Here is a 13197-nt window from a genome sequence, read left to right on the forward strand (position 1 = left end):
CAATTTGGAGTTTTATCATGCCGCCTCGCCGTTACAACCCCGACAACCGACGTGAAGCGCTTCTGGAACGTATTAGTATGGATATTCCGGCAAGTGTTGCCCATGCCCTGAAAGAAGATCTGGGCGGTGACGTCAGCGCCGACAGGGATATTACCGCACAATTATTGCCAAAAGAGACTCGCTCACATGCGGTCATTATTACGCGCGAAGAGGGCATTTTTTGCGGTAAGCGTTGGGTTGAAGAGGTCTTTACCCAACTGGCAGGCGATGAGGTGCAGATCACCTGGCATGTCGACGACGGTGATGCAATTACGGCAAATCAGCCGCTGTTCGAACTTGATGGACCTTCCCGCGTACTGCTGACCGGCGAACGAACCGCGCTGAACTTCGTGCAGACGTTGTCCGGCGTGGCAAGCGAAGTGCGTCGCTACGTTGACCTGCTGGCGGGTACCCGCACGCAGTTGCTGGATACCCGCAAAACGCTACCAGGTCTGCGCACTGCGTTGAAATACGCGGTGCTCTGTGGCGGCGGTGCAAACCATCGTCTGGGGTTGTCTGACGCGTTCCTGATTAAAGAAAACCATATCATTGCCTCGGGATCCGTGCGTCAGGCGGTCGAAAAAGCCTTCTGGCTGCATCCGGATGTGCCCGTCGAAGTGGAAGTCGAAAACCTGGAGGAGCTGGAGCAGGCTATCAAGGCCGGCGCCGATATCATCATGCTTGATAACTTCGAAACCGAGCAGATGCGCGAGGCGGTAAAACTGACTAACGGCAAAGCCCAGCTTGAAGTATCCGGCAACGTGACGTTTGATACGATCCGTGAATTCGCCGAGACCGGCGTTGATTTCATCTCCGTTGGGGCGCTGACCAAGCACGTTCGCGCCCTCGACCTCTCGATGCGCTTCAAATAATGATCCTCCCCTCTCGTTGCGGAGAGGGGAAATTCACTCCCGCTCGCAAAACCATTGCCCTACCCTGCAACACGCCACGAATTCCCTGAAAGCCCCTTCACGTTCTTTTTTTTGCCCCTCGTTTCTGCGCTGTCTCACTGCCAGAGTAGCCCTACTTAACGTAAGGAGCAGACATGGACAGACAACAAGGATTCACACTCATTGAGCTGATGGTGGTGATCGGCATTATTGCCATTCTGAGCGCCATCGGCGTTCCCGCGTACCAGAACTACCTGCGAAAAGCAGCATTGACCGATATGCTGCAAACCTTCATTCCCTACCGTACCGCCATTGAGCTTTGCGCCCTGGATCACGGCGGCGTGGAGAGCTGTGACGGAGGCAGTAATGGCATCCCGTCCCCCACCACTACCCGCTACGTTTCAGGCATGAACGTGGCGAAAGGCGTCGTGGCCTTAACCGGCCAGGAGAGCCTTAACGGGCTGGAGGTGGTCATGACGCCACAATGGAATGATGGCAACGGCATGACGGGGTGGACGCGTGACTGCAACATCGGTACCGACAGCGCGCTCAAGCAGGCCTGTGAAGACGTTTTCCGCTTCGACACCCACTGAGGAGCGGATGATGAATACCGATCAGCTTGTCGCACTTTGTCTGCGTCATCATGCCCTTCTGCTGAGCAGCGATAGCGACATGATTAGCATTGCCGTCGTGGGAAACCCCGGCCCTGAACTGATGGAAGCCCTGCGTTTCGCTACCCAGAAACGGATTGATATCGAGTGCTGGAGCGCCGAGCGCATGGAAAAGCACCGGCAGTTAACCACACAAACGCATCTGCCCGTCGTTACGCCGACACACTCAGCGGTGGATATTCTCAACCACACGCTGCAGCAGGCGATAAACCAACGCGCTTCTGATATTCATATTGAACCAATGGAGCAAACTTGCCAGATTCGCCTGCGCATCGACGGCGTGCTTTGCCCGCAGCCCCCACTGTCAGCCGCGCTGGCCACCATGCTCAGCGCCCGGTTAAAAGTGCTGGGTAACCTCGATATTGCGGAGCGCCGCTTACCGCAGGACGGTCAGTTTACGATTGAGCTGGCAAACGAGCCGGTCTCATTTCGCATCGCCACGCTTCCCTGCAGCGGCGGTGAAAAAATTGTACTGCGCCTGCTGCATCAGGTTCAGCAATCTCTTGAGCCGGAAACGTTGGGGATGAATACTAAACAGCTGGCCGGCTTTAGCGAAGTGCTCCACCAGCCGCAGGGGCTGATTCTGGTTACCGGCCCCACCGGCAGCGGTAAAACCGTGACGCTGTACAGCGCGCTGCAGGCTCGAAACACGCCGGATGTGAACATCTGCAGCGTGGAAGACCCGATAGAGATCCCGCTTGCAGGATTAAACCAGACGCAGATAAACCCGCGTGCGGGCCTCACCTTCCAGACGGTGCTGAGAGCGCTGCTACGTCAGGATCCTGACATCATTATGGTCGGCGAAATTCGTGATGGCGAAACGGCAGAGATTGCCATTAATGCCGCACAAACCGGGCATCTGGTGTTGTCGACGCTACACACCAACTCGACGGCGGAAACCCTGATCCGCCTGCAGCAGATGGGGGTGGCGCGATGGATGATCTCTTCCGCCCTCTCGCTGGTCATCGCCCAGCGGCTGGTGCGCCGTTTATGCCCCCATTGCCGCCAGGAAACCGACAAGCGGGCAGAACTGCCTCGCTCCGTTTGGCCCCGGCCGCTACCGCGCTGGCAACCCACCGGCTGTGAGCGCTGTTATCACGGTTTTTATGGTCGCGTCGCCATTTTTGAAGTGCTCGTCATTGACCAGACACTCCGGCAGGCCATTGCCAGCGGAGCGGGGTCAGAGGTGATAGAGGCCAGCGCCCGTCAGGCAGGAATGACATCCCTTTTCGAACATGGCTGTATGGCTGTTGAACAGGGACTGACCACGCTCGAAGAGTTGCTGCGTATCCTGGGAATGCCCGATGGCTGCTAATCACCTCTGGCGCTGGCGTGCGCTATCCGTTGAAGGAGAGCCCCGAAGCGGGGCTCTGTGGGCAACTGACCGCAATGCGGCTTTCGACAGGCTGATGCGCAAAGCGCTGCATCCTCTGACAATCACCCGCTGCACGCAGAGGTATCGCTGGCGACCACATCACCGCTACGAGGTATTTCACCAGCTCGCCACGCTTTTGCAGGCGGGCCTGACATTGTCTGACAGCCTGCAGATGCTGGCGGATCAGCATCCGATAACGCCCTGGCAGGCACTCCTGCAAAGCCTTGCCGATGAGCTGAGTGAAGGATGCCCTTTTTCTGAGGCGCTGAAGCGCTGGCCCGCGGTATTTAGCCCACTGTATGTGTCGATGGTGAAGACCGGCGAGCTAACCGGGAAGCTGGAGACGTGCTGCCGTGAGCTTGCCCAGCAACAAAAATCACAGCAGCAACTCAGTGCGAAAGTGAAAAAGGCACTGCGTTACCCGATGGTAATCCTGGCGCTGGCGGTACTCGTGGTGCTGGCCATGGTCACTCTGGTCTTGCCCGAATTCGCCGCCATCTACAAAACGTTTAATACCCCGCTCCCGATGCTGACACAAATAGTCATGGGAATGGCAACGTTTATACAGTCCTATGCCCTCGCGCTGTTCGCGGGGCTACTCCTTCCTGTGAGCATCGCCTGGGCTTGGCGGCAGGATCCACGCTGGCAACACGTACTGCTGCATATCCCCGTCATGGGCGCGCTGGCTAAAGGACAAAAGCTGGGGCAAATTTTTACCGTGCTGTCGCTCACGCAGCAGGCGGGCATCGCTTTTTTAAAGGGTCTGGAGAGTGCAGAAGAGACGGTTGAGAGCAGGTACTGGCAGGGGATACTCCGCGCCATCCGGGAAGACATTGAAAAGGGTTATCCCCTTTGGGCATCCTTTCAAAAGGCGGCGGTTTTTACTCCGCTGTGTATTCAGCTATTGCGAACCGGCGAAACGTCAGGTGCGCTCGACATCATGCTGGTAAACCTGGCGCGTCACCACACGGAGCAAACCTTTCAGTCAGCAGATAACCTGGCTGCCGTGCTGGAGCCTGTGCTGCTGATTGTAACGGGTGTGATTATCGGCACGCTGGTGGTGGCAATGTATCTGCCTATCTTCCATCTCGGGGATGCGATGAGTGCGGGATAACGCTGGCACACGGATGTGCGCCAGCTTACGCGATTACAGACTGTTGAAAACGCGGTTTTCCTGTTCCTGAACGCGAATAAAGGTCGTGCGTTTCGTCAACTCTTTCAGGCGGGATGCCCCCACATAGGTGCAGGCCGAACGCAGGCCACCAAGAATGTCACGTGCGGTATTCTCAACCGGACCGCGCAGCGGCAGCTTCACGGTTTTGCCTTCTGCCGCACGGTATTTTGCAACGCCACCCACGTGACGGGTCATCGCCGATTCAGAGCTCATACCGTAGAACAGCATAAATTTCTCACCGTTCTCTTCCACCACGGTACCGCCACTCTCTTCGTGACCTGCCAGCATACCGCCAAGCATCACGAAGTCTGCGCCGCCGCCGAAAGCTTTCGCGACATCACCCGGGGTAGTACAACCGCCGTCACTGATGATCTGGCCGCCCAGGCCGTGCGCAGCATCGGCACATTCAATAACCGCAGAAAGCTGCGGATAACCGACACCGGTTTTGACACGCGTGGTGCACACGGAACCCGGGCCAATGCCCACTTTGACAATATCTGCGCCAGAGAGGATCAGCTCCTCACACATCTCGCCGGTCACTACGTTACCCGCAATGATGGTTTTGTTCGGCCAGGCTTCACGCGCCTTGCTCACGAACTGCACGAAGTGTTCGGAATAACCATTCGCTACATCAATACAGACGAAGTTCAGCGCGGGGTTACTCTTGAGGATTTGTTTGGTCTTTTCGAAATCGGCATCTGAGGTTCCGGTAGAGACCATCACATGCTTCACGACCTCAGCAGAAGCGGATGCCACAAAGGCGTTCCACTCTTCAGGGCTGTAGTGTTTGTGAACTGCCGTGAGGATGTCGAACTGTGCCAGCGCGGTTGCCATCTCGAAGGTTCCCACGGTGTCCATATTGGCAGCGATGATCGGCACGCCAGACCAGGTCTGACCGGAATGTTTAAAGGTGAATTGACGTTCGAGTTCAACGTCTGAGCGACTTTTCAGTGTAGAGCGTTTAGGGCGGATAAGAACGTCTTTGAAACCTAACTTCAGATCTTCTTCGATACGCATGTGCGGATTCCTGGGGTTAGAGGCAAATATGTTAAAAGCACAACTCCAGTGACGTTATCATACGCACTAATACCTGCTCCGCAAGACTGCGAAATTCTCTTTTTTTACGCTACAATCCTATAAATTTACCTGGTAAAAAGCCGGTAAAGAGAGCTAAACATTGGCTGGCACACGTTTGAATTTCAACCAACTGATTTTAATAATGAATAATTCCCAGGATTTGATTTAATGGGGTATACCGTCGCATTAACCGGCGGCATCGGTAGTGGCAAAAGTACCGTTGCGGACGCTTTCGCTCGCCTGGGTATCGCGATTATCGATGCCGATATCATTGCCCGTCAGGTGGTAGAACCGAATACACCCGCGTTAAAGGCCATTGAAGAACATTTTGGCCCGGCCATCATCAATGCGGACGGCACGCTAAATCGCCGGCAGCTTCGCGAATGCATTTTTTCCGATTCTGCGGAAAAGGTCTGGCTTAATGCCCTGCTCCACCCCATTATCCACCAGGAAACCCAGCGTCAGATTGCCGCCGCCCGCTCACCGTATGTGCTGTGGGTAGTTCCGTTGCTGGTAGAAAATCAGCTGCAGAAGAAAGCCGATCGGGTTCTGGTCATTGATGTCCTTCCCGAAACGCAAATCCAGCGAACCATGACGCGCGATCGCGTCTCGCGCGAACATGCCGAACAAATTCTTGCCGCTCAGGCCACGCGCGATCAGCGCCTGGCCGTTGCGGATGATGTTATTGATAATAACGGCGCACCAGATGCCATTGCATCGGATGTTGCCCGTCTGCACGCGCAGTATTTGACCTTCGCCGCGCAGGCCGTTGCACAGGAAAAACCATAATGTCGACTCACATCCTTTTTGAGCATCCGCTTAACGAAAAAATGCGTACCTGGCTGCGTATCGAATTTCTTATTCAACAACTCTCGCAACATCTGCCTGTCAACGATCACGCCACTGCGTTGCACTTCTTCCGCAATGTGGGGGACCTGCTGGATGTGATTGAGCGTGGAGATGTCCGCACCGAATTACTGAAAGAACTCGAGCGTCAGCAGCGTAAACTGCAGGCATGGGCGGAAGTCCCGGGTGTTGATCAAAGCCGTATCGATTCCCTGCGTCAGCAGTTAAAAAGCAGTAGCAGCACGTTAATGGCTGCCCCTCGCGTTGGCCAGTTTTTGCGTGAAGATCGCTTGATTGCCCTGGTACGCCAGCGCCTGAGTATTCCCGGTGGATGCTGCAGCTTTGACCTGCCGACGCTTCATATGTGGCTGCACATGCCGCAAACGCAGCGTGATGCGCAGGTGAATATCTGGCTGGAAAGCCTGGAGCCGATGCACCGGACGTTATCGCTGATCCTCGATCTTATCCGTAACTCTGCGCCGTTCCGCAAGCAGACCAGCCTGAACGGTTTTTACCAGGATAACGGGGACGATGCCGATCTACTGCGACTGAACCTTTCGCTCGACGTGCAGCTTTACCCGCAAATTTCCGGGCATAAGAGCCGTTTTGCGATTCGCTTTATGCCGCTGGACAGTGAAAATGGCACCGTGCCGGAACGCCTCGATTTTGAACTGGCCTGTTGTTAAGGAGTGCCAATGTCTGACGTAACCATCGTAAACTGCCCAACCTGTGGCAAAAGTGTTGTCTGGGGCGAAGTGAGCCCATACCGCCCATTCTGCTGTAAACGCTGTCAGTTAATTGACCTGGGCGAATGGGCGGCGGAAGAGAAACGCATTCCGAGTGAAGGCACTCTTTCGGACAGCGATGACTGGAGTGAAGAACAGCAGTAAATTAAACGCCCTGCACTAACCGGGTAATCACAGGCTCATTTGCCGGCGGGAATTTGTCGGCATCGCTTGCCTGCAGTTCAACCCAGTTACCCGGTTGCCCCTCTTTGCCCCAGGGATCCCCCTCCCAGTTTTCCACCAGCCAGAACCAAAGCGTAATGTGACGATCGGGAAACTGGTATTCGAGCTTGTCAAACAGCGTTGCGCCAAGCGGGGTGATCCCCACTTCTTCCTGAAGCTCACGGATCAGCGCCTGTTCCGGCGTTTCGCCTGACTCGATTTTCCCGCCCGGAAACTCCCATTTGTTCGCCATATGGGCGTCGGCGGCGCGCTGGGTGATAAAGAACTGGTTTTGCGGGTTGCGAATAATCCCGACGGCAATTTGCAGTATTTTCATATTGTCACTTCCATAAAAAAGGCGCAGATTTCTGCGCCTTTTTGTTTTGTTATGAATTTAGCTCAGACGACCGTGGCACGCCTTGTATTTTTTACCGGAACCACACGGGCACGGATCGTTGCGGCCAACTTTACGATCGCCAGTCTGGGCCGCGATCGCTGCCGCAGCTTCGCTCTCGTCAGTCTGGTGGCTCAGCTGTTGCATCTGTGCCAGACGCTCAGCTTCTTCACGGCGCTGTTGCTCCATTGCTTCCACTTCTTCCGGCATGCGTACCTGAACTTTGCTCAGGGTGCTGATCACTTCATACTTCAGTGACTCCAGCATGGACGCAAACATGGCGAAGGATTCACGCTTGTACTCCTGCTTCGGATCTTTCTGCGCGTAACCACGCAGGTGGATACCCTGACGCAGGTAGTCCATCGCCGCCAGGTGCTCTTTCCACAGGGAGTCCAGCGTTTGCAGCATCACGCCTTTTTCGAAGTGACGCATCATCTCAGCGCCAACGACTTCTTCCTTACGCTTGTATACGTCCAGCGCGGTTTCGAAAATACGTTCACGCAGGGTCTCTTCGTGCAGCTCAGGCTCTTTGTCCAGCCACTCTTTGATTGGCAGTTCGAGGTCGAAGTCGTTTTTCAGGCGTTCCTGCAGACCTTCGATATCCCACATTTCTTCCAGAGACTGCGGTGGAATATGCGCGTCGATAGTCGCTTTGAATACATCTTCGCGAATGCTGTTGATGGTGTCGCTCACGTCGGACACGTCCAGCAGTTCGTTACGCTGGGTATAGATGGCACGACGCTGGTCGTTGGCCACATCATCATATTCCAGCAGCTGCTTACGAATATCGAAGTTGCGGCTTTCCACTTTACGCTGGGCGTTAGCAATCGCTTTGGTGACCCACGGGTGTTCAATGGCTTCGCCAGGTTTCATACCCAGTTTACGCATCATGCCAGAAACACGGTCGGAGGCGAAAATACGCATCAGCGCATCTTCCATAGACAGGTAGAAGCGGGAAGAACCGGCATCGCCCTGACGACCCGCACGGCCGCGCAGCTGGTTATCGATACGACGAGATTCATGACGTTCGGTACCAATGATATGCAAACCACCGGATGCCAGCACCGCGTCATGGCGTACCTGCCAGTCCGCTTTAATCTGAGCAATCTGCTCCGGCGTTGGGTTTTCCAGCTCGGCAATCTCTGCCTGCCAGCTACCACCCAGCATAATGTCGGTACCACGACCCGCCATGTTGGTGGCGATTGTTACCGCTGCCGGGTAACCCGCCTGCGCAACGATATCCGCCTCTTTGGCGTGGAATTTGGCGTTCAGTACGTTGTGTTTGATGCCCGCTTTGGTCAGCTCATTGGAAACCACTTCGGATTTCTCGATGGAGATTGTCCCCACCAGCACCGGCTGGCCATTAGCGGTACGATCGCGAATATCTTCAATGATCGCCTGAATTTTTTCCGCTTCGGTCATGTACACCAGGTCCGGCATATCCTTACGGATCATTGGACGGTTGGTTGGAACGACCACGGTATCCAGTTTGTAGATGGAGCTGAATTCAAATGCTTCGGTATCTGCAGTACCGGTCATCCCCGCCAGCTTCTCGTACAAACGGAAGTAGTTCTGGAAGGTAATAGAGGCCAGCGTCTGGTTTTCATTTTGAATATCAACGCCTTCTTTGGCCTCAACGGCCTGGTGCAGACCGTCAGACCAGCGACGCCCCTGCATGGTACGGCCAGTGTGCTCATCAACGATGATAACTTCACCGTCTTTCACGATGTAGTCGACATCGCGGGTGAACAGCGCGTGGGCACGCAGCGCGGCAGTGACGTGGTGCATCAGCATAATGTTAGTCGGAGAGTACAGAGACTCGCCCTCTTCCATGATGCCTTCAGCCACCAGCAGCTCTTCAATTTTCACCAGACCGCGTTCGGTCAGGTTCACCTGCCGCGCTTTTTCATCGACAGAGAAGTGACCTTCACCCTGGAAGGTGTCGGAATCTTCTTTCTCCTGACGCAGCAGGTGCGGAATGATTTTATCGACTTTACGGTACATCTCGGAGCTGTCTTCAGCCGGGCCGGAGATGATCAGCGGGGTACGCGCTTCATCGATCAGGATGGAGTCCACCTCATCCACCAGCGCATAGTGCAATTTACGCTGCACACGCTCTTCAGGACTAAACGCCATGTTGTCACGCAGGTAGTCGAAGCCGTATTCGTTGTTGGTACCGTAGGTGATGTCCGCGTTATAGGCTTCACGTTTGGCGGGTGCCGGCAGACCGGACATGTTGATGCCAACGGTCATGCCCAGGAATTCGAACAGGGGACGGTTGTTTTCGGCATCACGCTGTGCCAGATAGTCGTTGACGGTAACGACGTGAACGCCTTTACCGGTCAGTGCGTTCAGGTAGGCGGGCAGCGTTGCGGTCAGGGTTTTACCTTCACCGGTACGCATTTCCGCGATACAGCGCTCGTTAAGCACCATACCACCCAGCAGCTGAACGTCGAAGTGACGCATGCCAAACACACGTTTACTGGCCTCACGCACAACGGCGAAGGCTTCCGGGATCAGGCTTTCCAGCGTTTCGCCTTTTTCAAGACGCGCGCGGAATTCTACGGTTTTCGCTTTCAGCTCGTCATCAGAGAGCTTCTCCATCGCCGGCTCCATGCCATTGATGACGGTAACAGCTTTGCGCATACGGCGCAGGGTACGATCGTTACGACTACCAAAAACTTTTGTTAACAATTTGATTAGCATAATAAATTCTCAAACGCCCCAGGTTGGGCAGATAAATTAAGGTATTGAAAAAAGGTTAATTTAGCTGAGGCGTTGAGGCCCGGCGCGGATGCCGTGAGCCTGGCTAATCCATGTCGAAACGGAGAAGCTCGCAGGAGGAACGTGCGCGATTTGCGAGGTCTGACGCACCATGACGGGTGGCTGACTGTCCTGCGTAAGCAGCGCGTTAAGCGTGTCCAGCAGAGCAAGATGCTGCGCCTGTACCGGCAGCGTCTCTTCAGCAACAGGCAGTGCCTGCGGAGCCATCGCAAATGACAGATGGCGAATAACGGTACGAATCGCATGCTGGTGCCAGTAATCCACCGAGAAATTCGGGCGGCGATTGGCTTCAAGCCACGCCAGGTTAGTAAAATTAACCCGCGTGTTGAGATCGTGTTTGGTTGTGGAGGTCTTCGTCGGCGTCGCCGCTTCCGCACTGTTGCTGAGCGCAGGCAAGCCGAAACTCGCCGCGACCATCCCTAATAAGAGATGCGGCCAGAAGTAACGTCTGCCAAATTGTCGCCAGCGCGTCAGTATTCCGCTCAATTGCTCCACCACATTAAGCCAGCCTTCAAAAGGCTGAATTCAATTATTCTTTTAAGCGCCCAGATATTACCACTAAAGCCAATACACAGCAGCAGGAATGACGTATTGCTGCGGGGAAAAACGGTCAAGAATGCAGCTAACGCACAGATTTTCTGCACCGGGCAAACGAGAAGTGACGCTGGGGCAAATAAATGAAGAGGGGTAAAAATAAAAACGACTGGTCTCCCTGGTCGGAGAGAGTACCAGGTTAACCAGTCGATTTTTTACGAAACGGCTTTAACCGTTACGCCAGTACCGTGTTTGGTGCTTTGAAGGCCAGCGGCAGCTCAGCTTCGTCTTCAAAGGTCACATATTCCCAGGCTTCCTGTTTTGCCAGGACTGCCTGCAACAGTTTGTTGTTCAGTGCATGACCGGATTTAAACGCGGTAAATGCACCAATGATGTTGTGACCACACATAAACAGGTCGCCGATAGCATCCAGCATTTTGTGACGAACGAATTCATCTTCAAAACGCAGACCGTCTTCGTTCAGTACGCGATAATCGTCAACAACGATGGCACAATCGAAGCTGCCGCCCAGGCACAGACCACGGGACTGCAGATATTCGATATCACGCATGAAGCCAAACGTACGGGCACGGCTGATCTGGCGCATAAACGCATCAGCAGAGAAGTTCATCGCATAGCGTTGGGTGCTGGCATCAATCGCCGGATGGTTAAAATCGATGGTAAAGTCCAACGAGAAACCATTGTACGGTTTGAATTCAGCCCATTTGTCGCCATCTTCGACGCGAACGGTCTCTTTGATACGAACAAATTTTTTCGCGCAGTTCAGTTCTTCGATGCCGGCATCCAGCAACAGATAGACGAACGGAGCAGCACTACCATCCATGATCGGGATTTCTGGCGCATCGACTTCAACCATAATGTTGTCGATACCCAGACCCGCCAGGGCGGCGTTCAGGTGCTCTACGGTAGAAATCCGCACGTCATGCTCGTTCACCAGACAAGTACAGAGCATAGTATCACGCACAGATTTGGCATCGGCCGGAAAGTCTACCGGTGGATTCAAGTCGGTGCGACGATAGATGACCCCGGTATTGGCCGGCGCAGGGCGTAACGTCAGTGTGACTTTCTTGCCGGTATGTAAACCGACACCAGTCGCCTGAACGATACGTTTAAGTGTCCTTTGTTTGATCATCGTATAATCTCGCCAAATTAACTATCCAACCGAAAGTGTATATCACTGACGGTGGGCCAGTTTAGCACAAAGAGCGAAAATCCCCAAATTCCAGCCAATTCTTAGTCAGCTTGCTTGCGCAGGAACGCCGGGATATCCAGATAATCTGGCTCTTTCGCCGTTTGCGGAGTGGGGTCGTTAACCACTTTCGCGGCCGGTTTCTGCTCCTGAGTCAGAGGAGACATACCGTGCTGCTGGTAACGATCCATAACCGGCTGCTGAGTCTGTTTGTTGGTCACCAGGGTGATCTCAGGACGCTTGTCCATACCGATACCGGTAGCAACAACAGTAACACGCAGCTCGTCGTTCATTTCCGGGTCAAGGGAAGTACCGATTACCACGGTAGCGTTGTCAGAGGCGAACGCACGGATAGTGTTACCCACGGTTTCAAACTCATCCAGACGCAGGTCGAAGCCAGCGGTAATGTTGACCAGCACGCCGCGCGCACCAGACAGGTCGATATCTTCCAGCAGTGGAGAAGAGATAGCCATTTCAGCCGCTTCTTCTGCACGGTCTTCACCGCTTGCCACGCCAGAGCCCATCATCGCGTAGCCCATTTCGGACATCACGGTACGAACGTCTGCAAAGTCAACGTTCATCAGACCCGGACGGGTAATCAGTTCAGCGATACCCTGCACCGCGCCTTTCAGCACGTCGTTGGCTGCGCCAAAAGCGTCCAGCAGAGAGATACCGCGACCCAGAACTTTCAACAGTTTGTCGTTCGGGATGGTAATCAACGAGTCCACGTGCTTGGACAGTTCAGTGATCCCCTGCTCCGCGAAAGCCATACGCTTCTTGCCTTCAAAGTTGAAAGGCTTGGTCACGACAGCAACGGTCAGGATACCTAAATCTTTCGCTACTTCAGCCACAACAGGTGCTGCGCCGGTACCCGTACCGCCACCCATACCCGCTGCGATAAAGACCATGTCCGCACCTTCCAGTGCAGCGCGCAGGGCCTCACGATCTTCTTCAGCCGCATTACGACCGACTTCCGGGTTAGCCCCAGCGCCCAGCCCTTTGGTGATGCCACCGCCGATCTGGATAGTCTGGCCTACAGCCGTCTTACGCAGTGCCTGTGCATCGGTGTTAACTGCAAAGAACTCAACACCTTCAATGCGTTCACGCACCATATGCTCTACGGCGTTACCGCCGCCGCCACCGACGCCGATGACTTTAATCACCGCGTCGTTGGTCAGTTCCATAGGTTCAAACATAATTTCTCTCTCCGTTGTGCCTGTCGCCCGAGACCGCTAATTCTCTCCGGTCTCTTAAAA

Annotated in this window: 13 protein-coding genes; 7 read left to right on the forward strand and 6 right to left on the reverse strand. The window is 54.6% G+C overall.

Annotated features, from left to right (window positions below; translation table 11 throughout):
• Nucleotides 1–17: 17 nt before the first annotated feature.
• The 4 genes from nadC to hofC all read left to right on the forward strand — a co-directional run bounded on the left by nadC (nucleotide 18) and on the right by hofC (nucleotide 4089).
• Nucleotides 18–911, forward strand: coding sequence for a carboxylating nicotinate-nucleotide diphosphorylase (nadC, locus tag QLG09_RS05285; RefSeq protein ID WP_047743424.1), 894 nt, complete (start codon nucleotides 18–20; stop codon nucleotides 909–911).
• A 173-nt stretch (nucleotides 912–1084) separates the two neighbouring features.
• A complete protein-coding gene (ppdD, locus tag QLG09_RS05290) occupies nucleotides 1085–1522 on the forward strand; it encodes a prepilin peptidase-dependent pilin (RefSeq protein WP_025205396.1) in 438 nt (145 codons plus the stop codon).
• Nucleotides 1523–1532: 10 nt separating this feature from the next.
• Nucleotides 1533–2915: a type II secretion system protein GspE gene (gene gspE, locus QLG09_RS05295; protein WP_041162424.1), complete on the forward strand. Its 1383-nt coding sequence runs from the start codon at nucleotides 1533–1535 to the stop codon at nucleotides 2913–2915.
• Nucleotides 2905–4089 carry a protein transport protein HofC gene (gene hofC, locus QLG09_RS05300; RefSeq protein ID WP_049023071.1) on the forward strand — a complete coding sequence of 395 codons (1185 nt, stop codon included), beginning with the start codon at nucleotides 2905–2907 and terminating at the stop codon, nucleotides 4087–4089. Before gspE ends, hofC begins: the two co-directional genes overlap by 11 nt.
• A 33-nt stretch (nucleotides 4090–4122) precedes the next feature.
• On the opposite strand, the gene QLG09_RS05305 is transcribed toward hofC, so the two are convergent.
• Nucleotides 4123–5166 (reverse strand): GMP reductase, encoded by a 1044-nt coding sequence (locus QLG09_RS05305; RefSeq protein ID WP_014168641.1) that lies wholly within the window; start codon nucleotides 5164–5166, stop codon nucleotides 4123–4125.
• A gap of 228 nt (nucleotides 5167–5394) precedes the next feature.
• On the opposite strand from QLG09_RS05305, the gene coaE reads away from it, so the two are divergent.
• From coaE to yacG, 3 genes are read left to right on the forward strand one after another with little or no spacing between them, the layout of a single operon-like run.
• Nucleotides 5395–6015 (forward strand): dephospho-CoA kinase, encoded by a 621-nt coding sequence (gene coaE / locus QLG09_RS05310; protein ID WP_014168640.1) that lies wholly within the window; start codon nucleotides 5395–5397, stop codon nucleotides 6013–6015.
• Nucleotides 6015–6758, forward strand: coding sequence for a cell division protein ZapD (zapD, locus tag QLG09_RS05315; RefSeq protein ID WP_014168639.1), 744 nt, complete (start codon nucleotides 6015–6017; stop codon nucleotides 6756–6758). The genes coaE and zapD overlap by 1 nt, the downstream gene beginning before the upstream one ends.
• A gap of 9 nt (nucleotides 6759–6767) precedes the next feature.
• Nucleotides 6768–6962: a DNA gyrase inhibitor YacG gene (gene yacG, locus QLG09_RS05320; RefSeq protein WP_020882580.1), complete on the forward strand. Its 195-nt coding sequence runs from the start codon at nucleotides 6768–6770 to the stop codon at nucleotides 6960–6962.
• 1 nt (nucleotide 6963) lies between these two features.
• Here yacG and mutT read toward each other — a convergent pair whose 3' ends face one another.
• From mutT to ftsZ, 5 genes are all read right to left on the reverse strand, one after another.
• Entirely contained in the window at nucleotides 6964–7356 is a 393-nt protein-coding gene (gene mutT, locus QLG09_RS05325) for an 8-oxo-dGTP diphosphatase MutT (protein ID WP_014168637.1), read from the reverse strand.
• A gap of 57 nt (nucleotides 7357–7413) precedes the next feature.
• Complete coding sequence (gene secA, locus QLG09_RS05330) at nucleotides 7414–10119, reverse strand: preprotein translocase subunit SecA (RefSeq protein ID WP_014168636.1); 2706 nt, start codon at nucleotides 10117–10119, stop codon at nucleotides 7414–7416.
• A 60-nt stretch (nucleotides 10120–10179) separates the two neighbouring features.
• Nucleotides 10180–10683 (reverse strand): secA translation cis-regulator SecM, encoded by a 504-nt coding sequence (gene secM / locus QLG09_RS05335; protein WP_074164833.1) that lies wholly within the window; start codon nucleotides 10681–10683, stop codon nucleotides 10180–10182.
• A gap of 283 nt (nucleotides 10684–10966) precedes the next feature.
• The gene (gene lpxC, locus QLG09_RS05340; RefSeq protein ID WP_014168633.1) at nucleotides 10967–11884 is read right to left on the reverse strand and encodes a UDP-3-O-acyl-N-acetylglucosamine deacetylase; all 918 of its coding nucleotides are present in this window, start codon (nucleotides 11882–11884) and stop codon (nucleotides 10967–10969) included.
• 101 nt (nucleotides 11885–11985) lie between these two features.
• A complete protein-coding gene (ftsZ, locus tag QLG09_RS05345) occupies nucleotides 11986–13137 on the reverse strand; it encodes a cell division protein FtsZ (RefSeq protein ID WP_008501978.1) in 1152 nt (383 codons plus the stop codon).
• Nucleotides 13138–13197 lie beyond the last annotated feature (60 nt).

Source organism: Enterobacter sp. V89_11 (genome assembly GCF_029967775.1).
In the GTDB taxonomy this organism is placed as follows: Bacteria; Pseudomonadota; Gammaproteobacteria; order Enterobacterales; family Enterobacteriaceae; genus Enterobacter; species Enterobacter ludwigii.